The following is a 22657-nucleotide window of genomic DNA, read 5'->3' on the forward strand; positions in this document are numbered from 1 at the left end:
TGGAAGACTTCGCGGGGTGAGCGCGGAACTCGGCTGGCTGGACGAACAACTAGGCCGTGCGGGCATCAAACGCACTGGTGACGTAACGCATGCGCGTGTGCGGCCGTGGGGAACAGTCCTGAGCGCCGAGACTTCGGCCGGCACGGTGTGGATGAAAGTGCCCGGCCCGCAGACGGTCTTCGAAGTCGCGCTGTACGAACTGCTGGAGAAGCTCGCGCCGGAGTGGATCCTGCGGCCGATCGCCACGAACGTCGAACGAGGATGGGTGCTGCTGCCCGACGGCGGGTCCACGCTGTGGGCCAGCGGGAACGACCCGGTCGAAGGCATGCTGCGCGTCCTGCCGCAGTACGCGCAGCTGCAGCGCCACCTCATGCCGCACGTGGAAAACCTGCTGGACGCAGGCGTCGTCGACATGCGTCCGCCGATCATGCTGCAGCGTTTCGACGAGGCCGTGGCGGCAGTCGGCCGACGAGAAGGAACCGAAAACCTGCAGAAGATCGCTGCGCGGCGTGATGTCGTCGCCGAATGGTGCGAGCAACTCGCTGCCTCGCCGATCCCGGCCAGCCTTGATCACAACGACCTGCACACCAAGAACGTATTCCTGCACGGTGACAGGGCGAGGTTCTACGACTGGGGCGACAGCGTCGTGGCCCATCCGTTCGCCAGCATGATCATCGGCCTGAACGGCATGACGTGGATACATGGCTTCGCCGCCGACGACCCGATCAGGACCCGGTTGCGGGACGCCTACCTCGAGGCGTTCAGCGATCTGGCGCCGCACAAGGAGCTGGTGGCGCAGATGGAGCTGGCGTGCCAGGTCGGCATGATCGCGCGGGCACTGGTCTGGGAACGCGTTCTCGCCGCCGCTGACGGGCCGGGCAAGTTCGACACGCAGCCCTTTGAGACTTTGCAGGCGGTATTGCGCGACAAATGGTCATAGGGTAGGGCGATGAGCGGTGACGAGCGCGAAGGTGTGTCGCTGAGCAATCTCGACCAGCAGGTGTTCGAGGGCGCGACCAAACGCGACCTGGTCGACTACCTCGACGCGGTCAGCGCGCAGATCCTCCCGGTACTCACCGGCCGGCCGTTGTCGGTGATCCGGATCCTGCGCGGCCAGGACCCGTTCATGCAGAAGAACGTCCCCAAGTACACGCCGTCCTTTGTGCGGACGGTGAAACTCTGGGCCGAATCGTCAAAACGTGAGGTGTCGTACGCGTTGTGCGACGACCGCAGGACTTTGCTGTGGTTCGGCAACCAGCGTGCGGTCGAATACCACCCGGCGTTGATTCCGGCCGGGTGGAATCATCCGACCCATCTGGTGCTGGACCTCGATCCGCCGGAAGGGGAGGATTTCCGGATCGTGGTGCGGGCCGCGCACCTGGTTCGCCAGGCGCTGGCCGACTGCGGGCTGCGGGGCGCGGTGAAGACCAGCGGCGCCAAAGGTGTGCACATTTTCGTGCCGCTGGCCGAGCACGGGATCGAGGATGTCGCGGCGGCCACGCGTGCCGTCGCGGCCCGCGCCGAGCGGATCGACCCGGATCTGGCGACCACCGCGTTCATCCGTGATGACCGTGGTGGCAAGGTTTTCCTCGATTCGACCCGGGCCGGTGGGGCCACCGTCGTCGCCGCGTACAGCCCTCGGCTGCGGCCTGGCCTGCCGGTGTCGTTCCCGGTCGGCTGGGACGAGCTGGAATCGGTCAAGCCCAGGGATTTCACTGTGCACAATGCGGCCGGGCTGCTGGCCGGCCGTGATCCGTGGACTGAGAACATGCCTGAGCCGCAACAGTTGCCGGCGGACCTGATCGAGCAAGGCCACACCATTCCGATCGCACGGGTGCAGGCGATGCACGAAGGAAAGCGGCGAGCCCGGGCCAAACGAGCGCACTAGGCGCGGGGTTCACGAACGCCGGGCCGGGGTACCAGATGGTCATGGGTTCGGACGTCCAAGACGCTCTGTTGCGCCCCTGGTGAGCACTGTGACCAAGGTGGCGCCGCCTACAGTGACCAAGGTGGCGAGTGCCTTACGCCCGACCGGAGTGCGGTTCGCACTGACCGGCGGATGCGCCGTGTACGCCCGCGGTGGGCCCGAGACCGAGCACGACGTCGACATCCTCATCCAGGAGCAGGACGTCCCCACGGCCGTCCAGGCGTTGGTGGCGGCCGGATTCCGGGCCGCGGACCCGCCGGAGGAGTGGCTGACCAAGGTCTACGACGGCGACCGCCTGGTGGACCTGATCTTCCGGGCCAACGACCGCCAGGTGACGCCCGAGACCCTCGACGACGCCGAGGAGATCCGGGTCGGCGCCACGATCATGCACGTCCAGCGCGGCACCGAGGTGATGGTCGGCAAGCTGCTCGCACTCGAGGTGCACCGCTGCGACCTGGCCGCGTTGCTGCCGATCGCGCGTGCGCTGCGGGAGCAGATCGACTGGCCCACGGTGCGTACGCAGACAGCGGCCTCGCCCTACGCGGAGGCTTTCCTGCTGCTGTGCGACCGCTTGGGGATCACCGACGACGAGATAGGCGAAGGGAGGCGGAGCGATGACCCCGCCGCAATATCTGGTGGCGCGCCTGCGAACCACTCTGGCGGAGGATCCCAGAACGGCCGAGCAGGGCGTACGAGTGACCGTACGCGGTGACCAGGTGGTGGTCAGCGGCGACGTGGCCACCGAGGAGAGGCGCGCCGAGGTGTCCACTGTGATCAGCGAGATCGCGCCGGACATGGTCATCCACAACGATATCCACGTGGTGTGCGCGGATGAACCGACCAGGCGAGAGGAGCTGAGGTGATCAGGATCGCCGCGGTGGGCGACGTACACCTTGGTGAGGACGCCCGCGGCCGGCTGCGGCCCGCTTTGGAGAACCTGGGCGACCACGCGGACGTGCTGTTGCTGGCCGGAGACCTGACCCGGCACGGCACAGTGTCCGAGGCGCAGGTCGTCGCCACCGAGTTCGAGAATCTGCCTGTCCCGGTCGTTGCCGTCCTCGGCAATCACGACTACCACAGCGATCAGGAAAAGCAGATCACGGCACTGCTGGAGGACCACGGCATCACCGTCCTGGAAGGCGCCAATACTGTGCTCCGGATAGGACAGTCCACAGTGGGCATAGCGGGCGCGAAAGGATTCGGTGGCGGCTTCGCGGGCAAGTCCGGCAGTGTGTTCGGCGAGCCGGAGATGAAGGCGTTCATCCAGCACACCGTGGAAATCTCCGATCGGCTGCGGGCCGCGTTGCAGGAGTTGGACACGGATCTGAAGATCGCGTTGACGCACTACTCGCCGGTCGTGGACACCCTGCGCGGCGAACCGCCGGAGATCTTCCCGTTCCTGGGCTGCTACCAATTGGCCGAGGCCATCGATGCCACTGGTGTCGACCTGGCCATCCATGGGCACGCGCACTTCGGGACCGAGCAAGGCGTCACCGCGGGCGGCGTGCGCGTCCGCAACGTCGCCCAGCCGGTGATCGGTGCCGCCTTCGCCGTGTACTGCCTTGACTGCTAGGCCAAAGCGGGCAGCAGCTTGGATTTCGCGAAGTCGAGGAAGCCTTCCTGGTGGTCGCCGCCGATCTGGACGAACGCCAGATCCGTGAAGCCCGCGTCGGCGTACTGCTGGGCCTGCTCGACAATCGGCTCGACATCTGGTCCACAAGGGATCGAGGCGGCGACGTCCTCCGGGCGTACGAAGGATGTCGCCGCGGCGAAGCTCGTGAACTCCGGCGGGCCGCGGAAGTGCTGAACTCAGGCGACAAGGTCGCGATCCTGATCGGGCAGGGCGCGCGGGACGCTGTCGCCCAAGTGCGTCAGGTCGCCGACCTGACTGGCGCCGGTGTGGCCAAAGCGTTGCTGGGCAAGGACGTTATGTCTGACGACCTGCCATACGTGACCGGCTCGATCGGTCTGCTCGGCACGCGGCCGAGTTACGAGCTGATGCGTGACTGCGACACGTTGCTGATCGTGGGATCGAACTTCCCGTACAGCCAGTTCTTGCCTGAGTACGGCAAAGCACGTGCGGTTCAGATCGATGTGGACGGTACGCGGATAGGGATGCGTTATCCCACCGAGGTGAATCTCGTCGGTGACGCGCACTCCACCCTTCGCGCCCTGCTGCCTCTCCTGCGCCGTAAGGACAACCGGCGCTGGCGGGAGAAGATCGAGAAGAACGTGGCCGACTGGTGGCATTCGATGCAGCATCAGGCCATGGTCTCGGCCGATCCGGTCAACCCGATGCGGATCGTGCACGAACTGTCCGAGCGTGCGCCCGACGACCTGATCGTCACCGCGGACTCCGGTTCGTCGACCAACTGGTACGCACGCAACCTCCGGATGCGCGGCCAGATGCGCGGCTCGCTCTCTGGGACGTTGGCGACCATGGGTGCCGGTGTGCCGTACGCGATCGGCGCGAAGTTCGCCCACCCGGGACGGCCGGTGGTCGCCCTGGTCGGCGACGGCGCGATGCAGATGAACGGCATGGCCGAATTGATCACCATCGCCCGTTACCAGGGTCTGTGGGCCGATCCCCGGTGCGTTGTCTGCGTCTTCCACAACAACGACCTCAACCAGGTCACCTGGGAACTGCGAGCGATGGGCGGCGCGCCGAAGTTCGAGGAATCCCAGGTGCTGCCGGACGTGAACTACGCGGCGTTCGCGGCCTCACTGGGCTTGCCGGCCATCACGGTGACGGACCCCGACGAACTCGGCTCCGCGTGGGACCAGGCTCTGAAAGCCGACATGCCCGCGGTGCTCGACATCCGTTGCGACGCCGAGATTCCCCCGATCCCGCCGCACGCCACCGCCGACCAGGTCAGATCCATGACCGAGGCGATCCTGAAAGGGGACGCCGAAGCGGCCAGGATCATCTGGGACGCAATCCGCACCAAACTCGCGGAACTCCTGCCCTAAACACGCGACGCAAGGCCTGCGTAGTAAACCCCGAACCGGGTGCAGGCCCCAGCCGCGAGATAGCTGGCGCCGGCCAAGGCTGCCGCAGTCCTGCTGCGGACAAGCGAAAGGCCGGCGCCCGCGACGGTCAGGGCTTTGGCAACCTTGAGGAACTTCCCGGCTCGGCCCTGGCTGTAGGCCTCGATCCGGCGTTCCATGACGGCTGCCGCGGTCAGTTCGAGCGCGCTGCCCATCAGGCCGAGCCGAACGGCCGGCCGGCTCTGTGGGGCGCCGGCCAGCAGCGCTCCGGCCCCGCTGGTCATCGCACTGCCCGCGAACACGAACGGCAGCTCGGGATAGGCGTCATGCCAGCCGGGAATGGCCGTGTCGGCAAGCAGAACCGAGGTATAGGTGCACATTCCGGGGCCGAGGACACCGGCCGCGGCCCCCGCCAGACTCCCGATCCGTGTGAACCGCCCACTGAGATCGGAAACCGCGCTCAACGCGGCCAACCCGGAGAACGGCGCCAGAATCCAGGACCCGACCGACAACGGCGAGGTCACTTTGAAGACTCGCAACATGTTCAGAAACCGCTCGGGCCGGCCGAGATCATGAACCAACGCCCCGACACTGGCCATCGCACCGGCAGTCGCGGCGATCCGCCCAGCCCGGACAATCTCGTTGTGGCCGGTCATCTGGGCGACGGCGGCCATGGAGGCACTCGCTCCGGCCATTCCGCCAAGGAAGAGATAGCCGGGAACGTCGGGCATTTTCCAGACGGGTTCCTTGAGTACCGGCTTGCCGTAGTAGCTCATCGGCGGCCCAGGAAAGACAGCGCGACTCCGGCCGCGACTCCAAGCGCCGCGATTCCCGCGCGGCGCCACATTGCGGGCAGGTCACGTGTGGTCACCACAGGGTCCTTGGGCAGGCCGTAGACCTCGGGTTCGTCGAGTAGCAGGAAGAAAGCACCCGCTCCGCCGACGCCGTCGTCCGGGTCCCGGCCATAAAGCCGGGCATCGGAAACGCCTTGGGAATGCAAGGTGGCGAGCCGTTCGTCCGCTCGTTCGCGGAGTTCGTCGAGAGGGCCGTATTGGATTGATTCGGTGGGGCAGGCTGTGGCGCAGGCGGGCATGAGGCCGTCGCCGATCCGGTCGTAGCAGAGGGTGCATTTCCAGGCGCGGCCGTCGTCCTGCCTTCGGTCGATCACGCCGAACGGGCAAGCCGGGATGCAGTAGCCGCAACCGTTGCAGATGTCGGCCTGGACCACCACTGTGTCGAATTCCGTCCGGAAGAGGGAACCTGTCGGGCAGACGTCGAGGCAGGCCGCATGGGTGCAGTGTTTGCAGACGTCGCTGGACATCAGCCACCGGGTGTCGTCCTCGACCTGCTGCTCGATGAAGGCGACGTGACGCCAGGTGTTCGCGTCCAGCCGGCCTGTGTTGTCGTAGGACATTCCCAGCAGGTCGACGCCGTCGGCCGGGACGTCGTTCCAGGTCTTGCAGGCCACTTCACAGGCTTTGCAGCCGATGCACACCGAGGTGTCGGTGAAGAACCCGACGCGGTCGGTCATGTGATTCCTCCTCGCCTACGGTAGTCCTCGACCAGGTCGAGCAGGGCTTCTCCGCGGGGACGGCGGCCGGGGACGATGTCGCACGTGGCCGCCTTGGCTTCCTGGATGTGGGTGTTGGGGTCCACCGCCACCGACAGGATGTCGTTGGCAGCGTCCCCTATGGACAATCCGTTCGGCCCCCAGTGGTACGGCAGGCCGACCTGGTGCACGATCCTTCCGCGCACGCGCAAAGACGGAATTCGACGAGTGACCATCACACGGGCCTCGATCGCAGTCCGGGCAGTGACAATCGTGGCCCAGCCGAGATGCTCAAGCCCGCGTTCGGCGGCCAGCTCGGGGGAGACCTCGCAGAAGAATTCAGGCTGCAGTTCCGAGAGGTACGGCAGGGTTCTGCTCATTCCACCGGCGGTGTGATGCTCGGTGAGCCGATAGGTCGTCACGACATAAGGGAAAACCGGGCTTCGGCTTGGGTTGTACTGGTTGGCCGGGTGCCGGTAAAGCTGGGCGATCGGGTTGTGTTCCTGGCTGTACAACGGATTCGAATAGGGTGACTCGACTGGTTCATAATGCGTGGGCAGCGGGCCGTCGGCGAGCCCTGCGGGAGCGAAAAGCCAAGCCTTGCCGTCGGTTTGCATGATGAACGGGTCGTCTCCGGCCAAGGCCGCCTCCGCCTGCGCACCCGAAGGCGGCGGATAGCCGGGGTGTTTGGTCACCTCGAAATCAGGCACGTCCTCGCCGGTCCACCGCTCGCCGTCCCACCAGACATACCGTTTGCTTTCACTCCACGGTTTCCCGGCGGGATCGGCGGACGCCCGGTTGTACAACATCCGGCGGTTGGCAGGCCACGCCCAGCCCCATTCCGAGGCCACCCAGTTCTGTTCCTGCCCTGGCTTTCGCCGGGCAGCCTGGTTCACGCCATCGGCCCGCACACCGCAGTAGATCCAGCAACCACAGGCCGTCGAACCGTCCTTGCGAAGCTCGGTATAGGCCGAAAGCGGCCCGTTCGGCCCGGTGCCGTTGATCTCGGCGAGCACGGACTCGGCCGACGGCTCGGCCAGCGGCCCTTCCTCGATATAGCTCCAAGTCAGGTCCTGCAACGGACGGTCCCGGTGCTTACGGCTGCCCTGCAGCTTCTGCCGCAGCAATTTGCCGAGGTGGTAGTAGAACCAGAGATCACTGCGCGCGTCGCCGGGTGGCTCGAGGGCCTTGTGATGCCATTGCAGGAGCCGCTGGGTGTTGGTGAAACTGCCGTCCTTCTCGGTGTGTGCGGCCGCGGGCATGAAGAAGACCTCCGTGCCGATCTCCCCGGTCCGCAGCTCGCCGGTCTCGATCTCCGGGCCGTTCTGCCAGAACGTGGCGCTCTCGATCATCTGCAGGTCACGCACCACAAGCCAGTCGAGATTGGCCAGGCCGAGGCGTTGCAGCTTGCCGTTGGCCGAGCCGACCGCGGGGTTCTCGCCGACCAGGAAGTAGCCCTTGCACTCACCGGCGATCTGCGCGAGCACGGTGTTGTACGTCCCGTGATCGCCCGTCAGCCTCGGCAGATAGTCGAAGCAGAAATCGTTGTCGGCCGTGGCCTTCTCGCCCCACCAGGCCTTCAGCAGGCTGACGGTGTACGCGTCCATGTTGCCCCAGAAGCCGGTCCGGCCCGCGTCGGCGGCCACAAAGGACTCCAGGTCCAGGTGCTCGCTGGCGTGCGGCATCGGGATGTAGCCGGGCAGCAGGTTGAACAGCGTCGGGATGTCGGTGGATCCCTGGATGCCCGCGTGCCCGCGCAACGCGAGGATGCCGCCGCCAGGACGGCCGATGTTGCCCAGCAACGCCTGGAGGATCGACGCGGTCCTGATGTACTGCACGCCAACGGTGTGCTGGGTCCAGCCGACCGCGTAACACAGCGCTGTCGTGCGGTCCCGGCCGGAGTTCTCCGTGATCGCCTCGGCCACCTCAAGGAACTGGGTCACCGGGACCCCGCAGACCTCTTCGACCATCTCCGGCGTGTACCGCGCGTAGTGGCGTTTGAGGATCTGGTAGACGCAGCGTGGATGCTCCAGGGTCGGATCCTCGTCCGGCTTCGCGTTGGCCGGTGCGCCGCCGCTGCCGTAGACGTCGGCCTGCGCGGCCTCCTGGTGCTGCTCACCGCCCGTCCGGTCGGACCGGTCACCAGCGCCGGACCGGGCTTCGGCACCCTGGTAGGCCCAGCTTGAGTGATCGTAGATGCGTTGGTCCGGGTCGTAGCCGGAGAACAGGCCGTCCAGGTCCTCGGTGTCCCGGAAGTCCTCGTTGATGATCGCGGCCGCGTTGGTGTACGCGACCACGTACTCCCGGAAGTCCTTGCCGTGCTCCAGCACGTAGTTGACCAGCCCGCCGAGGAACGCGATGTCACTGCCCGCACGCAGTGGCACGAACAAGTCCGCCACCGCACTCGTGCGGGTGAACCGGGGATCGACATGGATGATCTTGGCGCCGCGGGCCTTGGCCTCCATCACCCACTGGAAGCCGACCGGGTGGCACTCGGCCATGTTGGAACCCTGGATCACGACACAGTCGGCGTTCGCGAGGTCCTGCTGGAACGTCGTGGCACCGCCACGGCCGAAGGAGGCTCCCAGACCGGGAACCGTGGCGGAGTGTCAAATCCTGGCCTGGTTCTCGATCTGCACCGCGCCCATCGCGGTGTAGAGCTTCTTCATCAGGTAGTTCTCTTCGTTGTCCAGCGTCGCGCCGCCCAGGCTGGCGATACCCATGGTCCGGCGCAGCGTGCGGCCCTCGTCGTCGCGTTGCTGCCAGGTCTGCTCGCGCGTGGCCAGTACCCGGTCGGCGATCATCTCCATCGCCTGATCCAGCGGGAGTTCATCCCAGTCGGTGCCGTGCGGACGCCGGTAGAGCACCTTGGTCACCCGCGACGGGCTGGTCACCAACTGCTTGCTGGCGGAGCCTTTCGGGCACAGCCGGCCGCGCGAGATCGGCGAGTCGGGATCGCCTTCGATCTGGGTGACCGCACCGTCCTTGACGAACACCTGCTGGCCGCACCCGACCGCGCAATACGGACAGATCGATCGGGTCACCGAGTCGGCCTGGGCAGTCCGAGGCACCGTCCGCTCGGTGCGTGCCGACCGGACGGCGCTCCCTCGGCCCAGCGGGTCGTCGCCGGTGATCTGACGGATCACCGGCCAGCCCAGGAACCACTGCCGTACACCCATTGCGGTTCACGGTACTCGCTGGTCAGCGCGCCCGCAGATCGTGCGTGTGCCGTCCGGGTGGCGGCGGGTCACGCCCAGCTCGTCGAGCCTTTCCAGCAGTGGAACGACCACTCTTCTGGTGCTGTCCAACGCCTGTCTGGCGGTCGCCGGGGTGAAAGGACCGGCGATTGCCGCAAGCCGGTCTGCTGCCTGGTCGAAGGCGTTGGGCAACAACACGATTCCGTCCGCGACCTTCGCCAATGCTCCCGTCCGGACTGCCGCGGTGAGCTCTTTCGGGCCAAGGCCGAGTTCTTTCAAGCGATCCGCGTCGGGGGCACGGAACGGCTTGTCCTGTAGTTCTGCGGTCAGTTTCCCGATTGCCTCCGCCACAGGCCCTGGTAGGTCGATCGTGGTGCTGATCCGCCCATTGTGGACGTTCAGGCCTGCTTTTCTGGCAAAAGTTTCGGCAAGGGCCGAGTCGGGCAGAGCGAGTCTTTGCCGGAGGGTGTCCAGTGCTATTCCCGGCTGGAGCGGGTTTTCCCGTTGCCATCCGGCTACTTCCGACTGTACGGCATCGCTCAGGTCGGCGGCGACGTACCAGCCGTTTGTCAGCGGGATGTCCGGCTCGGTCAGGCCGAGCACCCGGATGTCCTGAGGTTTGAGGAATCCCTTCTGCTGTAAGTGGAACGACGTCAGATCGGTGATCGAGCCGAGCTCGGTGCCCCGCCGTTTGGCGTCGCCGCGCCGGCGGAACGGTGGGGGAGCGATGTCGAGCACGTCGGCACCGGCCGCGATCTCGTGCCGTCCAGGGTCTCGCAGCACCAGGCGGTCGCCGATTCGCAACGGCAGGGCGGATTTCAGCTTCAGCCGGGCAGTTCTGGCACCGAGCGGCCTGACATGGGCCGGTATCGCCGCGGAGCCGATGTGCAGCACGAGATTCTCCCGCAACGCCTCGGTGTCCACCCGGACATCGACCGAAGTTGTTGTGGCCCAGGCGTTCGGTGTCAGCAAGGCGTCCCCGCGCCGTACTGACGAGCGTTCTGTGCCGCGCAGGTTGACCGCGACCCTGGCGACAGCGCCGGCTGAGCTCACCTTCCGGCCGAGCGAGTGCAGGCCTTTGACATGTACTGTCCTGTCGCCGAGGACAAGCTCGTCACCTGCGCTGATGGTCCCGGCGGCGAGAGTTCCGGTGATCACGGTCCCGGCGCCCTCGATCGTGAACACTCGGTCGATCCAGAGCCTGACATCAGCCGTCACATCGGGCTGGGGGAGCGACAGCCTGGCCAGCTGAGCCTTGAGCTCACCGACTCCGATTTCGGGGCTGACCACGACCGATGGGATTTCGCCCAGGGTTGTCCGGCGGAGGTGCTCGCGGGCATGGCGCCGAGCGGGTCCCGGGTCGGCGAGGTCGGCACGCGTGATCACCAGCAGACCGTGTCTGACCTGTAGCGCGTCGAGAACCGCGAGATGCTCGGCGGATTGGGGCATCCAGCCGCCGTCCGCGGCGACCACGAACATCACCGCGGGCACTGGGCCGACGCCCGACATCATGGTCCCGACGAACCGTTCATGACCTGGTACGTCCACGAACGCGAAGTCGGTGCCGCCGATGGTGGTCCACGCGAAGCCGAGGCCGATGGTCAGGCCACGCCGTCGTTCCTCCTCCCAGCGGTCCGGCTGCATTCCGGTGAGTGCTTTCACCAGCGTGGACTTGCCGTGGTCGACGTGCCCGGCCGTGGCGATCACGTGCATGCGAGGACCGCCGCGATCAGGGTTTCGTCTTGCTCTGGCTGGACTGTGCGCAGGTCGAGCAGGCACCGGCCGTGCTCGACGCGCCCCACTACCGGGGTCGCGCACGTGCGGAGTCTGGCCGCGTAGCTCTCGGGCAGGCTGATCGCCAGGCTGGGCAGTTCGACGCCCGGGGCTCCGCCACCGCCGATGACGGCCTTTGACGGCACGATCTCGCCCTCGGGGAGCCGGCTGACAATGTATTCCGCACGTTGCATGCTGAGTTCTGAATTCAGTGTGCTGTGCACAGGCGGCGAAGGACCGCGGAGCGTGGCCTCCAGTGCGGCCAAGGTCAACTTGTCCACACGCAGGGCCCGCGCGGCCGGATGCCGCCGCAACCGCTCGATCAGCTCCGCGTGCCCGAGCATCAGCCCTGCTTGCGGCCCGCCCAGCAGCTTGTCGCCGCTCGCGGTCACCAGGCTCGCCCCCGCCCGCAGCATCGAGGCCGCGTCAGGTTCGTCCGGTAGCAGCGGATGGGGTTGCAGCAGGCCGGAGCCGATGTCGGCGACGACCGGGACGCCGACATCGAGCTCGTGGACGGCCACCTCGGCAGTGAACCCGCTGACCAGGAAGTTCGAGGGATGGACCTTGAGGATGAACCCGGTGTTCTCGTTGATCGCCTGCTCGTAGTCGCGGCGGTGTGTCCGGTTTGTCGTGCCGACTTCCCGCAGCCGCGCGCCGGTGGACGCGAGCAGATCGGGGATACGGAACCCGTCGCCGATCTCGACCAGTTCACCCCGGCTGACCACAATCTCCTTGCCGGGGGCCAAAACCATCGCCGTGAGCAGCAGCGCGGCCGCGTTGTTGTTGACCACGTGCACGCCGCCGGCGTCCGGCACCGCGTCCTGCAATGCCTGCAGCGCACCGCGTCCGCGTTTGGCTCGCTGACCAGTCTTGAGGTCGAACTCCACATCGGTGGTGCCCGCCGCGGCCAGCAACGCCTCCCGCGCCGCCGCGGACAACGGCGCCCGGCCCAGGTTCGTATGCACGATCACGCCGGTCGCGTTGATCACGGGTTTCAGCGTTGCCGGCAGATTCGCCACAGCTTCGTCGATGACCTGCTCCGGCTCGATGTGACCGTCGCGGGCCTTCTGCTGCGCTGTCAGCACGGAACGTTTGACCGCAGGACGCCCGAAAACGCCCGCCGCTTTCACCAGCCGCGGGTCGGCGAGCACGGTGTCCGTGCCCGGAATGTCCCGCCGCCGGTCGGTCACGGCACTGACCGGCGGAGACGGACGGGAATCGAACCCGCCAACGACAGTTCCTGCCGTTCAACGGTTTTGAAGACCGCGCCGGTCACCAGACCGGATACGCCTCCCTGGACCATGCTGTCATCCTGCCAACGTGCGGCCGTCTCGGCAGGATGAACGCATGACCAGGCTGACCCAGTACGCGCACGGCGGCGGCTGTGCCTGCAAGATCCCGCCCGGCGAGCTCGAGCAGATCGTCTCCGGCCTGCACGGCTCAGGCAATCACAGCGAGCTCCTCGTCGGCCTCGACACCGGCGACGACGCCGCGGCCGTGCGGGTAGCCGGGGGAGTGGCCCTGATCGCGACCACGGATTTCTTCACTCCAGTTATCGACTCCGCCTACGACTGGGGCCGGATCGCGGCGGCCAACGCCCTTTCGGACGTCTACGCCATGGGCGGCATCCCAGTCGTCGCGCTCAACCTCTTGTGCTGGCCTCGCGACACACTTCCGATGGAACTGGCCGGCGAAGTCCTGCGCGGCGGCCTCGATGTAGCCACCAAAGCAGGCTGTCACGTCGCCGGCGGCCACAGTGTCGACGATCCCGAACCCAAATACGGCATGGCCGTCACCGGCACAGCGGACCCAGACCGGTTGCTGCGTAACGACTCCGCCGAATCCGGCACACCACTCTCGCTGACGAAACCCCTTGGCATCGGTGTGCTGAACTCCCGCCACAAAGCCACCGGCGAAACCTTCCCACAAGCGGTCGACGCCATGACCACCTTGAACCTCGATGCATCCACGGCCGCGCTGGCGGCCGGAATCACCGCCGCCACAGACGTGACAGGCTTCGGACTGCTCGGCCACGCCTACAAAATGGCCCGCGCCAGCGGCGTCACCGCCGTCATCGACTCGCGCGCCGTGCCCTACCTCGATGGCGCGCGTTCCGCCCTCGCCGAAGGTTTCGTCAGCGGCGGCACACGACGAAACCTCGACTGGATCCGTCCCCACACAGACTTGTCGGCCATAACCGAGTCCGAGGCACTACTGCTGGCCGACGCCCAGACATCAGGCGGCCTCCTGCTCGCCGGAACGATCCCCGGCGCCCCGGTCATCGGCGAACTCGTTGCGCGCGGCGAGCACACCGTGATCGTGCGCTGATCCGTCACGCAGGGCGGAAATGCCCGGCGTGAAGCACTGCCCAGTCGGCGAGCCCGGAGATCGGCTCGAGCAGGCTGAAGCCCAACGGAGTCAGGCTGTATTCGACGCTGGGCGGCACGGTCGGCAAGACCTCGCGCTTGACGAGGCCGTCGGTTTCCAGGTTGCGCAACGTGCGCGTGAGCATGCGCTGGCTGATGCCCTCGATCGCGCGGTGCAGTTCGTTGTACCGGTGCGGGCGGCCGCCGAGGACGATCACCAGGAGCATGCTCCATTTGTCGCCGACTCGCCGGAAGACCTCGGTGACCGGGCAGGCCGCGAGCTCGTCGAGCGGCACCGGCCGCGGCAGTTCGTGCGCGAGCACCGAAGGAACACTGGTGTTCGTACCGGACATGAAACTGCCTTCTTTCGCTTGGGGGCCAGGCCACCCACGATGGGTCCACACCAAGCTTAGGAGGAACAGTGGGCAAGTCCGTCGTGATCAGTGGCGGAACATCGGGGATGGGCCGGGCTACTGCTTTGGCGCGGCATGCGCGCGGTGACCGCGTCACAGTGATCGGCAGCAACGAAGCCAAAGGCCGGACATTGCCTGCCGGTGTGCGATTCCTGCAAGCGGATCTGTCGTCGGTCGCCGAGGTGCACCGGGTGGCCGCCGAGATCACCGAACCGGTGGACGCCTTGGCGCTGTTCGCCAACCGGCCGAGCTCGAAACGCCGGGAGACCGCCGACGGCCTGGAGTTCACGTTCGCCTTGTACTACCTGAGCCGGTATCTGCTTGGCCACCTGCTCAAACCCCGGCTCGACGCCGCACCGGACCCGGTGATCGTCAACATCGCCGGTGTGGGCACCACCGCGGGGCGGCTCAACTGGGACGACCCGCAGTCGCGGGAGAAGTACAGCCTGGTGCGTGCCCAGCTTCAGGCAGGCCGGGCGAACGACCTGCTGGGGGTGTCGTTCGCGGCGCAGGGACATCGTGCCCGGTACGTCCTCTACCACCCGGGCTTCACGCGCAGCGGACTTGACGGCCACGAGAGTCCGCTGGTCCGCGGCGTGCTCAAGACCTTGGCCACGTTCTTCGCGCGGCCCGTCGCCGACTCCGTGAGACCTATCGTGGACTGGATCGGCAATCCGCCAGGCGAGCCGCTCACCGCGATCGACCGGGGGAAACCGGTCGCGTTGACGCTGAAGACTCTCGATCCGGCGGACGCGGCGCGACTGGACGCCTATACAACGGGTCTAGCAGTGTTGCCACGCCCGCGGTGATTCTCAGTGCGGCCTGGATGTAGAGCAGCACGGTCAGGCCCCATACATCGACAAGTGCACCCGCCGCCAGCATGCCCACGACCTGGAATGCCGACATCCCGGCCATGGCGGCTGCCACGATCTGGCCGGAGCGGGCCGGCCCGCCCGCGGTCTGCAGCACGGTCAGCAGGCCGGAGCTGTAGAACACCGCGGGCGCGCCGGTGGCGGCGAAGAGGACAATGTAGACAGTGTCGGCCATGGTCACGTTCGGCATGTACCAGGTGATGAACGACAGCACGCCCAGCGAGATCGCGCCGAAGCCCAGCATGGCCCCCGGCGCCACACGTCGTGCGACGGAGGCGATCACGGCGCCCGCCGCGAGCCCGCCGATGGCCTGGATCCCGCGCAGCAGTCCCACTTCGGCTTCGCCGCCGCCCAGCGGGCCGGTCACGAAGACGACGAACAGGACCATGAACATCCCTTGGGACAAGGAAGACGACACCAAGGACATGCCGGTGAACCGGAGGCCACCGCCGAACTCCCGCAACCCGTCCAGCCACGACATGGGTTGCCGCGACACAACTCTGGGCGATGTCTCGAACCTGGGAAGCAGCAACAACGCGGCGATCACCAGCGCGCCGAGGTAGACCAGGATCACCGAGGTCAGCCCGCCGAAGCCGAGCACCAGCCCGCCCAGCGCGCTGCCCAGCAGCCGGGCGATGCTGGAGTTGAAGCCCATCAGCCCGTTGGCCGCGACAAGCCGGTCCGGTCGCACCACCTCAGGCACCAACGCGCTGCGAGCCGGTTCGAACAACGACGCCACAGTCGACTGCGCGGCCATCACCACGTAAATCAGCGCGAGCGCGTCGCCGATCACCAGCAGCGGCACCGCGACGGCGGCCTGCGCGAGGCACACGATCCAGAGGGTCCGGCGCCGGTCCCAGCGGTCGGCCACGATGCCCGCGACCGGACTGAGCAGCACCATCGGCAGGATGCCCACGGCCATCGTCAACGCGGTCGATCCCGCCGAGCCGGTCGCCTGATAGATGAACACCGGCAACGCGACCTGCAGCATCCACTCGGCGATCTCGGAGAACAGGCTCGCCGTCCACAACCGCGCGAATGCCCGGTTCATGCGCTTGGCGTCCCGTCGGCCTCGATTCGTGGGAATCCGCGCCAGCTCGCGTGCACCGGCCGCGCGTCGGCTGGGGCGTCTTCCCGGATCGTCGCGACAAACGGCCTGATCAGGGCGTCGATCGCGGCGGAGAGTTCTTCCAGTTCGGCCGCAGTGACCTTCAAGGCGTAGGTGTTCATGCCGGAGACGTGCTGCCATTCCGGTTCGAGCACCTCGATGCTGTCCACAAAACGCTGGGTCAGCAGCTGGTCGTTGGCAACGCTGGTGCCCATCGTGGCGAGATGGGCGGCTTTCGTGGCGGGATCGCCGGTGAAGTCGCCGAAGTCGAGCCCAACCTGAGTGGCGCGCCACGGTTTGTCACGGCTATTGGCGCCATCCACGCGTTCGACCAGACCCCACGAGCCAAGCTGCCGCAGATGCCAGCTGCAGTTCGAGGCAGTCGAGCCGACGGCCGTCGCGCACTCGCTGGCCGTACGAGGCCCGACCGACATGAGGTACGTCAGCAGCTCAGAGCGCAGGGGATGAGCCAGCGCACGCATCAGCTCGACATCGCGCACTCGCATCCGTGCAGGCAGCTCAGCCATCGGCATCCCATCTGAAAGAGTTCTTTCGAAAGGATGCTTTCAAATCTGCGGGCTGTCAAGGTGCTGGGGTTCAGAGACCGTGCTCAGGCTGCACCTCACCGACGGCGGTCAGGGAACGCCTAGAAGGCGCAGGCCGGCGGCGGTGGCCGCGGCGGCGATCACGACGACGACAAAAGGTGCCTTGCGCCAGGCGAGGACGCCGCCGACCAGCACACCGGCGGGCCGGGCGAATCCGGCGAACTCCTGGTTGTCGATCAACGCCGAGGTGGCGACCAGAGCCGAGAAGAGCACGGCCACGCCGACCATCATGAGCTTCTCGACTCGTGGTGAGAGCTCCACACGGGAACGCAGCACGGGCCCTGCGATACGGAACGCGAACGTGCCCACGGCGAGGATCAGCACGGCGCCGATCAGGGCCAATGGGGAAATCATGCGGCCACTTTCCCGGCGAATCGGTCACCGCCGAGGCTGGCCAGCACGCCGACCAACGCAAGCAACACAGGCATACCGGCGGTCAGGAAGGGTGATGTCGCCAGTGCGACGACGACGCCTGTGGCCGCGGCACGACGGGTGGGGCCGTTGTCCAACGAAGGCAAGAGGAGTGCGAGCAATACGGCGGGGAAGGCCGCATCCAGTCCGAAAGCGTTGGTGTCGCTGATGATCGTGCCGCCGAAGGCGCCTATCAGCGTGCCGATGTTCCAGCATACGAACAGGCCGATCGAGCATGCCCAGTAGGCCGCGCGACGCTGTGTGGGATCGCGCTGCGACAGCGTGAACGCCGCGCTCTCGTCGGTGATCACGTGGCTGCCGATCCGTCGCCAGCCGGTGGCATGGACGTCGCCGATGGCGAAGCCCAGGGGGAGCATCCGGGTGTTGACCAGCAGGCCTGCCACCACGGCCGCGATCAGGCTGCCGCCGGAGACGACGATCGCGACGAACATGAACTGGGCGGCGCCTGCGAACACCACCACGGACATCAGCATCGGCAACCACACCGGCAGGCCTGAGCTGACGGTGATGGCCCCGAAGGACATCCCGACGAACGCGCAGGCCGCCACCACCAGCGCGATGTCCCGCGCCAGTTCGGGGTCCAGGGTTCTCCATATCGAACGCATCAACCGCTATGCTGAACGCAAGGCAAACCGTTTGTCAAGACGAACGCACCGACCGATGGAGCGAACGATGCCCGCCAGTAACCCCGCCCAGCTCTCGGTGATCTCCGTGATCGCCGCGTCCCTGCAGCGTGAACGCCGCCGCGCCGGACTCTCGCTGGCCGAGGTCGCGCGCCGGGCCGGAATCGCCAAGTCCACGCTGTCCCAGCTGGAATCCGGCACCGGCAATCCGAGCGTGGAGACCCTCTGGGCGCTGTGCGTGACCCTGGATGTGCCGTTCGCCCAACTGGTCGAGCCGCCGAAGCCGAGAGTGCAGGTGATCCGGGCCGACGAAGGACCGGTGTTCGCCGCCGAGCACTCCGACTACATCGCGAAAGTGCTGTCGGCCTGTCCGCCGAACGCGCGCCGGGACCTCTACCTGATCACCGCGCAGCCAGGTGCGCCACGCGCATCGGAGCCGCACCGCCCGGGGACGGTCGAGCATGTCGTGCTCAGCCGCGGTCGTGCGCTCATCGGCCTGACCGAAGAGCCGGTGGAGGTCCACCCCGGTGACTACATCGGCTATCCGGCCGACGTCCCGCACATCTTCAAGGCCCTGGAACCCGACACCGCGGCGGTCCTGGTCTCCGAGCACGTCTAGTTTGCCGATTGGGCCGATCGGGCATTCCTGGCGAGTGGACATTAGGAGTTGAAGAGGAGTTCTTCCTCGTCGACGGCACGGGGCGGTTGGTGCCGCGCGCGCCCGAGGCGCTGGGTGAGACCGAGGACCCGGACGCGGACCTGAAGCCCGAACTGTTGCGCTACCAGGTGGAATCAGCCACGGGCGTGTGCCGTGACGCGCACGATCTGCACCGGGAACTGACTGATCTGCGCAACCAGCTAGCGCTTGGCGCCGCGCGGCAGGACGCCAGGCTGGCCGCGTCCGGAACTGTCGTGCACGCCCAGAATGGCGACGCGCTGATCGGGCCTGGCAGCCGCTATCACCAGATCGCCGAGCACTTCGGCCAGCTTGTTGTCGGTGGCCTGGTCTGCGGCTGTCACGTCCATGTCGGTGTGGACGACCGCGCGGTTGCCCTGAAGGTCTCCAACCATTTGCGGCCGTGGCTGCCGGTTTTGCTTGCGCTGTCGGCGAATTCCCCGTTCGTGGACGGCAAGCCGACCGGCTACGCCAGCAGCCGCCACCTGCTCTACAGTCGGTGGCCGTCCGGCGGGCCGCCGCCGTACCTGGAATCCCTCGACCAGTACGAGTCCATTGTGGCCGGATACCTGGAGGCCGAGGCCGCGCTGGACCGCAAGATGGTCTACTGGGACGTGCGGCCTTCGGAACACCAGCCGACCATCGAGATCCGCGTCGGCGATGTCGCTGCCACGGCACAGGAGGCGACGCTGTTCGCGATCGTCGTGCGATGCCTGGTGGCACACGCGATGGACCTCATCGCGGATGGTGTGGCCGCGCCGAATGTCCCCGGCGAGCTGCTGCGGGCCGGGATGTGGCGCGCGGCCAAGGACGGCCTCGCCGGTTTCTGCCCGGACCCGAGGACCGGTGAACTCCGTGCGGTGCAGGCGATCCTGGACGAGGAAATCAACCGGTGCACGCCCGAGCTGAAACGCACCGAGGAACTCGAGCTGGTCACGTCCACTATGGACTGGCTACGGCAGCGCGGCGGTGGGGCCGAGCGGCAGCTGCGCGCGTTCGAACAGCACAGGCGGCTGGACGACGCACTCGACGAGATCGTGGTACCCGCGCCCGCCATGGGTGTAGAACGTCACCTATGAGCACACTGGATTGGAGCCTTGGCGAGTTCGAAGGCGTCGCGCCCCAACTACTGCCGGCGGCCCAGACCGCCATCGAGCTGGCCGGGCTCTCGTCCGGCCAGCACGTTGTCGACGTCGGCTGCGGTACAGGCAACGCGGCCTTGCTTGCCGCGCAACATCCTGGCGTCCGTGTCACGGGTGTCGACCCGGCGCCGCGTCTCTTGGAGGTCGCGCGTGCCGCCGCTGCGGCTCGCGGTCTCGACGCCGATTTCGTTTCCGGCGATGCGGCCAATGTGCCGTTGCCCGACGGCAGCGCGGACGTCGTGCTGTCCGTTTTCGCTGTCATCTTCGCACCGGACCCGGCCGTCGCGGCCGCGGAACTCGCCCGGATCACTGCGCCGGACGGGAAGATCGTTGTCGCTGCGTGGATTCCGGAAGGCGCGGTGATGGAAGCCATGAAGGTGCTCGTGCAAGCCATTGGCGAGGCCAGCGGTAGCTCAGTCGGACCGTCCTTCGAATGGTACGAGCCCGCCCAGGCTGCCGGCCTGTTCGAGCCGCACGGTTTCGACGTCGCGGTACACGAGCGATCGCTGGCTTTCCAGGCGCCGGATGTGGAGTCCTACTGGCAGGCCAGTTTCGTCCAGCACCCGCTGATGGTCGCCACGACGCCGCTGCTGGAGGCGCACGGCCTGCTGGCCGGGGCGCAGGCGTCCGCCCGTGCGATCCTCGTGGAGGGCAACGAGTCGCCGGACGCCTTCAAGGTGACGTCCCGCTATGTGGTGATCACCGCGAGCCGTTGAACAACGCGGTGCTAACATCTTACGCTGTAATGAGATGGGAGCCCTCTTGGTTGTCTTCGCTGGTCAGGGCGACGTGCGCCGGACGATGGCACTGCTGTGGCGGACAGCGGGCGCGCCGGAGCGAGTCAGTCCGGGGCCCAAGCCGGGCCTGAGTGCGGACGTGATCGTCGACGCGGCGATCGCCCTGGCCGACGCCGAAGGCATGGCAGCGGTCTCGATGCGGACCGTCGGCAAGCAGCTCGGCCGCACGGGAATGGCGCTGTACACATACGTTCCCAGCAAGAGCGAGCTCGTCGACCTGATGTACGACCGGGTGCTGGCCGAACTGCCGACCGGATACGACCTGTCGGCGGGCTGGCGCGTGGCCGTGACCGAATGGGCCCGGACCTATTGGGAATTCCTGCTCCGGCATCCCTGGGTACTGCAGGTCTCCTCCGCGCGGCCGGTCCTGGGCCCCAACGAGTTCGCCACGCTGGAGACCCTGGTCCGGCTGTTCGACGGGATCGACGTGCCCGCGCCGGTGCTCAAGCACATCGTGGGCACGCTGACAAGTTTCGTCGGTGGCACCGCCCGGACCGTGGCCGAGTCCAGACTGGCCCCGGCCGCGACCGGAATGTCCGAGGACGACTGGTGGTACGCCCGGTCGGCCGCGCTGACCGAAGCCGTGCCGGACTTCGCCGAGCGCTACCCGGCGGCGGTCCGGATGGAGGCGGAAAGCCAGACGCCGCATGACAACTCCATGCTCTACATGGAACGCGAGGCGCTGGAGACGTTCACCGCCGGACTGGGATTCCTGCTGGACGGCATCGAGACGACGATCAGGAAGACCGCATGAGCATTCCTGTGATCGACATCGGGCCGCTGGTGACCGGTGGCACTGGCCGTGCCGGGGTGGCCGCCGCGATCGGCGAGGCCTGCCGGGCGAACGGCTTCTTCTACGTCACCGGCCATGGCGTCGACGAGGACCTGCAGGCCAGGCTCGAGCAGCAGAGCCGGGAGTTCTTCGCGCAGGACACCGGGACCAAGATGAAGATCCGGATGGCGCTCGGCGGCCGGGCCTGGCGCGGGTACTTCCCGGTCGGCGACGAGCTGACCTCCGGCGAGCCGGACCGCAAGGAAGGCCTGTACTTCGGCGCCGAACTGCCACCGGACGACCGGCCGCTGCACGGCCCCAACCTCTTCCCGTCCGACGAGTTCCGGCGGACCGTGCTCGGCTACATGGCCGCGCAGACACAGGTCGGGCACGCGTTGATGAGAGGCATCGCGCTCAGCCTCGATCTGGACGAGTCCTACTTCGCCGAGAGGTACACGGCCGACCCGCTGATCCTGTTCCGGATCTTCAACTACCCGCCGGGCGGCGACGAGGCGTGGGGCGTCGGCGAGCACACCGACTACGGCCTGCTGACGATCCTCAAACAGGATGGCAACGGCGGCCTGCAAGTGAAGTCGAATGCCAACTGGATCGACGCGCCGCCGATCCCGGGCTCGTTCGTGTGCAACATCGGCGACATGCTCGACCGGCTCACCGGCGGCCGCTACCGCTCGACGCCGCATCGCGTGATCGGGACCCGCGCCACCGACCGGCTGTCGTGGCCGTTCTTCTTCGACCCTGGTTTCGACGCCGACGTGCGTGCCGTCGGGCAGCGGGTGCTGTCCGGCGAACCCCGCTGGGACGGCGCTGACGTGCACGAATACGAAGGAACCTACGGCGAGTACCTGGTGGCGAAGGTCTCGAAGGTGTTCCCGCGGCTGCTCGGCCCGGCCGGGCTGGAGAAAACCTGAGGCCTTGTGTCGATCCCGCCGGTCCTGCTTCGACGTGCAAGTAGAGACCGGAAAGGGGAACCGAGATGAGCGCCACCACCGCAAGCGTGATCGACCTGCACAGCCGGACCCTGGACCTGCGCCTGGCCCAGGAGGACCGCGCCGAGGACGTCGGCCGGCTGGCCGCCGACGACCGGCTGACCTGCCACGTGCGCGGCCGGTGGATCCACCAGTGCGTGTCGTCCTCGGTGCACGTCAACCCGGTCACCCGGCACCGCTGGTGCCGCGACTGTAAGACCGAGCTCAGTGTCGCGGTCGACGAACTGACACTGACTGTGCGGATCACCTGCCCGCGGTGCGGCGACGGCCACAGCGCCGCGACGAACAGCCTGGTCAGGGCCTGCAACGCGAGCCTGTCACAGGCTGTCCGGCGAGCCGCCTAGGCCGTTGTAGGCGAACTGTAGGGCGTGCGGTGCATTGTTTGCTCATGAGCAGCCTGGTGCGGGTCA

Annotated in this window: 23 protein-coding genes, 1 tRNA gene and 2 pseudogenes; 14 read left to right on the forward strand and 12 right to left on the reverse strand. The window is 67.2% G+C overall.

Annotated features, from left to right (window positions below):
* Positions 1–16: 16 nt before the first annotated feature.
* From JOF56_RS32180 to JOF56_RS32195, 5 genes are all read left to right on the forward strand, one after another.
* Positions 17–940, forward strand: coding sequence for a phosphotransferase (locus tag JOF56_RS32180; RefSeq protein ID WP_209643212.1), 924 nt, complete (start codon positions 17–19; stop codon positions 938–940).
* 9 nt (positions 941–949) lie between these two features.
* Positions 950–1888, forward strand: coding sequence for a DNA polymerase domain-containing protein (locus tag JOF56_RS32185; protein WP_209643213.1), 939 nt, complete (start codon positions 950–952; stop codon positions 1886–1888).
* A gap of 121 nt (positions 1889–2009) precedes the next feature.
* Positions 2010–2639 (forward strand): nucleotidyltransferase family protein, encoded by a 630-nt coding sequence (locus JOF56_RS32190; RefSeq protein ID WP_307855354.1) that lies wholly within the window; start codon positions 2010–2012, stop codon positions 2637–2639.
* Positions 2623–2790, forward strand: a complete 168-nt coding sequence (locus JOF56_RS58405) for a hypothetical protein (protein ID WP_245378481.1) — start codon at positions 2623–2625, stop codon at positions 2788–2790. Before JOF56_RS32190 ends, JOF56_RS58405 begins: the two co-directional genes overlap by 17 nt.
* Positions 2787–3500 (forward strand): metallophosphoesterase family protein, encoded by a 714-nt coding sequence (locus JOF56_RS32195; protein WP_209643214.1) that lies wholly within the window; start codon positions 2787–2789, stop codon positions 3498–3500. Before JOF56_RS58405 ends, JOF56_RS32195 begins: the two co-directional genes overlap by 4 nt.
* Here the strand turns inward: JOF56_RS32195 and JOF56_RS58410 are convergent.
* A pseudogene (locus JOF56_RS58410) lies at positions 3497–3715 on the reverse strand (LLM class F420-dependent oxidoreductase); the annotation flags it as partial. The gene JOF56_RS32195 and the pseudogene JOF56_RS58410 sit on opposite strands and share 4 nt — an antisense overlap.
* On the opposite strand from JOF56_RS58410, the pseudogene JOF56_RS32200 reads away from it, so the two are divergent.
* Positions 3707–4897 (forward strand): annotated as a pseudogene (locus JOF56_RS32200) (thiamine pyrophosphate-dependent enzyme); the annotation flags it as partial. The pseudogenes JOF56_RS58410 and JOF56_RS32200 overlap by 9 nt on opposite strands.
* Here JOF56_RS32200 and nrfD read toward each other — a convergent pair.
* The 6 genes from nrfD to JOF56_RS32230 form a co-directional block, all read right to left on the reverse strand.
* A complete protein-coding gene (gene nrfD / locus JOF56_RS32205) occupies positions 4894–5691 on the reverse strand; it encodes an NrfD/PsrC family molybdoenzyme membrane anchor subunit (protein ID WP_209643215.1) in 798 nt (265 codons plus the stop codon). The pseudogene JOF56_RS32200 and the gene nrfD sit on opposite strands and share 4 nt — an antisense overlap.
* Complete coding sequence (locus tag JOF56_RS32210) at positions 5688–6446, reverse strand: 4Fe-4S dicluster domain-containing protein (RefSeq protein WP_209643216.1); 759 nt, start codon at positions 6444–6446, stop codon at positions 5688–5690. Before JOF56_RS32210 ends, nrfD begins: the two co-directional genes overlap by 4 nt.
* Positions 6443–9643, reverse strand: a complete 3201-nt coding sequence (gene fdh / locus JOF56_RS32215) for a formate dehydrogenase (RefSeq protein ID WP_209643217.1) — start codon at positions 9641–9643, stop codon at positions 6443–6445. The genes JOF56_RS32210 and fdh overlap by 4 nt, the downstream gene beginning before the upstream one ends.
* A gap of 6 nt (positions 9644–9649) precedes the next feature.
* Complete coding sequence (gene selB / locus JOF56_RS32220) at positions 9650–11374, reverse strand: selenocysteine-specific translation elongation factor (protein WP_209643218.1); 1725 nt, start codon at positions 11372–11374, stop codon at positions 9650–9652.
* Positions 11365–12624, reverse strand: coding sequence for an L-seryl-tRNA(Sec) selenium transferase (selA, locus tag JOF56_RS32225; protein WP_209643219.1), 1260 nt, complete (start codon positions 12622–12624; stop codon positions 11365–11367). Before selA ends, selB begins: the two co-directional genes overlap by 10 nt.
* Before the next feature lie 12 nt (positions 12625–12636).
* A tRNA-Sec gene (locus JOF56_RS32230) sits at positions 12637–12728 on the reverse strand.
* A 53-nt stretch (positions 12729–12781) separates the two neighbouring features.
* Between JOF56_RS32230 and selD the strand changes: the two genes are divergently transcribed.
* Positions 12782–13762 carry a selenide, water dikinase SelD gene (gene selD, locus JOF56_RS32235; RefSeq protein ID WP_209643220.1) on the forward strand — a complete coding sequence of 327 codons (981 nt, stop codon included), beginning with the start codon at positions 12782–12784 and terminating at the stop codon, positions 13760–13762.
* Positions 13763–13766: 4 nt separating this feature from the next.
* Here the strand turns inward: selD and JOF56_RS32240 are convergent, their stop codons facing one another.
* Positions 13767–14153, reverse strand: coding sequence for a winged helix-turn-helix transcriptional regulator (locus tag JOF56_RS32240; RefSeq protein ID WP_209643221.1), 387 nt, complete (start codon positions 14151–14153; stop codon positions 13767–13769).
* 68 nt (positions 14154–14221) lie between these two features.
* Between JOF56_RS32240 and JOF56_RS32245 the strand changes: the two genes are divergently transcribed.
* Complete coding sequence (locus tag JOF56_RS32245; RefSeq protein WP_209643222.1) at positions 14222–15022, forward strand: SDR family NAD(P)-dependent oxidoreductase; 801 nt, start codon at positions 14222–14224, stop codon at positions 15020–15022.
* Here the strand turns inward: JOF56_RS32245 and JOF56_RS32250 are convergent.
* The 4 genes from JOF56_RS32250 to JOF56_RS32265 form a co-directional block, all read right to left on the reverse strand.
* On the reverse strand, positions 14904–16136 hold the full coding sequence (locus tag JOF56_RS32250; RefSeq protein ID WP_209643223.1) for an MFS transporter: 1233 nt from the start codon (positions 16134–16136) through the stop codon (positions 14904–14906). The two genes, JOF56_RS32245 and JOF56_RS32250, sit on opposite strands and share 119 nt — an antisense overlap.
* Entirely contained in the window at positions 16133–16720 is a 588-nt protein-coding gene (locus JOF56_RS32255) for a winged helix-turn-helix domain-containing protein (protein ID WP_209643224.1), read from the reverse strand. Before JOF56_RS32255 ends, JOF56_RS32250 begins: the two co-directional genes overlap by 4 nt.
* A gap of 108 nt (positions 16721–16828) precedes the next feature.
* Complete coding sequence (locus JOF56_RS32260) at positions 16829–17152, reverse strand: AzlD domain-containing protein (protein WP_209643225.1); 324 nt, start codon at positions 17150–17152, stop codon at positions 16829–16831.
* The gene (locus JOF56_RS32265; protein ID WP_209643226.1) at positions 17149–17835 is read right to left on the reverse strand and encodes an AzlC family ABC transporter permease; all 687 of its coding nucleotides are present in this window, start codon (positions 17833–17835) and stop codon (positions 17149–17151) included. The genes JOF56_RS32260 and JOF56_RS32265 overlap by 4 nt, the downstream gene beginning before the upstream one ends.
* A 67-nt stretch (positions 17836–17902) precedes the next feature.
* Between JOF56_RS32265 and JOF56_RS32270 the strand changes: the two genes are divergently transcribed.
* The 6 genes from JOF56_RS32270 (at position 17903) to JOF56_RS32295 (ending at position 22591) form a co-directional block, all read left to right on the forward strand.
* Positions 17903–18472, forward strand: a complete 570-nt coding sequence (locus JOF56_RS32270) for a helix-turn-helix domain-containing protein (RefSeq protein WP_209643227.1) — start codon at positions 17903–17905, stop codon at positions 18470–18472.
* Between the two features lie 8 nt (positions 18473–18480).
* The gene (locus tag JOF56_RS32275; RefSeq protein WP_209643228.1) at positions 18481–19608 is read left to right on the forward strand and encodes a carboxylate-amine ligase; all 1128 of its coding nucleotides are present in this window, start codon (positions 18481–18483) and stop codon (positions 19606–19608) included.
* On the forward strand, positions 19605–20387 hold the full coding sequence (locus tag JOF56_RS32280; protein WP_209643229.1) for a class I SAM-dependent methyltransferase: 783 nt from the start codon (positions 19605–19607) through the stop codon (positions 20385–20387). The genes JOF56_RS32275 and JOF56_RS32280 overlap by 4 nt, the downstream gene beginning before the upstream one ends.
* A gap of 46 nt (positions 20388–20433) precedes the next feature.
* The gene (locus tag JOF56_RS32285; RefSeq protein WP_209648615.1) at positions 20434–21222 is read left to right on the forward strand and encodes a TetR/AcrR family transcriptional regulator; all 789 of its coding nucleotides are present in this window, start codon (positions 20434–20436) and stop codon (positions 21220–21222) included.
* Complete coding sequence (locus tag JOF56_RS32290) at positions 21219–22169, forward strand: isopenicillin N synthase family dioxygenase (protein ID WP_209643230.1); 951 nt, start codon at positions 21219–21221, stop codon at positions 22167–22169. Before JOF56_RS32285 ends, JOF56_RS32290 begins: the two co-directional genes overlap by 4 nt.
* Before the next feature lie 65 nt (positions 22170–22234).
* Positions 22235–22591, forward strand: coding sequence for a hypothetical protein (locus tag JOF56_RS32295; protein WP_209643231.1), 357 nt, complete (start codon positions 22235–22237; stop codon positions 22589–22591).
* Positions 22592–22657: the final 66 nt, after the last annotated feature.

The organism is Kibdelosporangium banguiense (assembly GCF_017876405.1).
Lineage (GTDB): Bacteria > Actinomycetota > Actinomycetes > Mycobacteriales > Pseudonocardiaceae > Kibdelosporangium > Kibdelosporangium banguiense.

Excerpts from the sequence above, each read along its gene's own strand:
- JOF56_RS32250 (WP_209643223.1), bottom strand. The coding sequence starts at position 16,136 with ATGAACCGGGCATTCGCGCGGTTGTGGACGGCGAGCCTGTTCTCCGAG.
- JOF56_RS32265 (WP_209643226.1), bottom strand. The coding sequence starts at position 17,835 with ATGCGTTCGATATGGAGAACCCTGGACCCCGAACTGGCGCGGGACATC.
- JOF56_RS32280 (WP_209643229.1), top strand. The coding sequence starts at position 19,605 with ATGAGCACACTGGATTGGAGCCTTGGCGAGTTCGAAGGCGTCGCGCCC.
- JOF56_RS32295 (WP_209643231.1), top strand. The coding sequence starts at position 22,235 with ATGAGCGCCACCACCGCAAGCGTGATCGACCTGCACAGCCGGACCCTG.
- JOF56_RS32240 (WP_209643221.1), bottom strand. The coding sequence starts at position 14,153 with ATGTCCGGTACGAACACCAGTGTTCCTTCGGTGCTCGCGCACGAACTG.
- JOF56_RS32260 (WP_209643225.1), bottom strand. The coding sequence starts at position 17,152 with ATGATTTCCCCATTGGCCCTGATCGGCGCCGTGCTGATCCTCGCCGTG.
- selB (WP_209643218.1), bottom strand. The coding sequence starts at position 11,374 with ATGCACGTGATCGCCACGGCCGGGCACGTCGACCACGGCAAGTCCACG.
- JOF56_RS32270 (WP_209643227.1), top strand. The coding sequence starts at position 17,903 with ATGCCCGCCAGTAACCCCGCCCAGCTCTCGGTGATCTCCGTGATCGCC.
- JOF56_RS32255 (WP_209643224.1), bottom strand. The coding sequence starts at position 16,720 with ATGGCTGAGCTGCCTGCACGGATGCGAGTGCGCGATGTCGAGCTGATG.
- nrfD (WP_209643215.1), bottom strand. The coding sequence starts at position 5,691 with ATGAGCTACTACGGCAAGCCGGTACTCAAGGAACCCGTCTGGAAAATG.
- selD (WP_209643220.1), top strand. The coding sequence starts at position 12,782 with ATGACCAGGCTGACCCAGTACGCGCACGGCGGCGGCTGTGCCTGCAAG.
- JOF56_RS32185 (WP_209643213.1), top strand. The coding sequence starts at position 950 with ATGAGCGGTGACGAGCGCGAAGGTGTGTCGCTGAGCAATCTCGACCAG.
- JOF56_RS32290 (WP_209643230.1), top strand. The coding sequence starts at position 21,219 with ATGAGCATTCCTGTGATCGACATCGGGCCGCTGGTGACCGGTGGCACT.
- JOF56_RS32210 (WP_209643216.1), bottom strand. The coding sequence starts at position 6,446 with ATGACCGACCGCGTCGGGTTCTTCACCGACACCTCGGTGTGCATCGGC.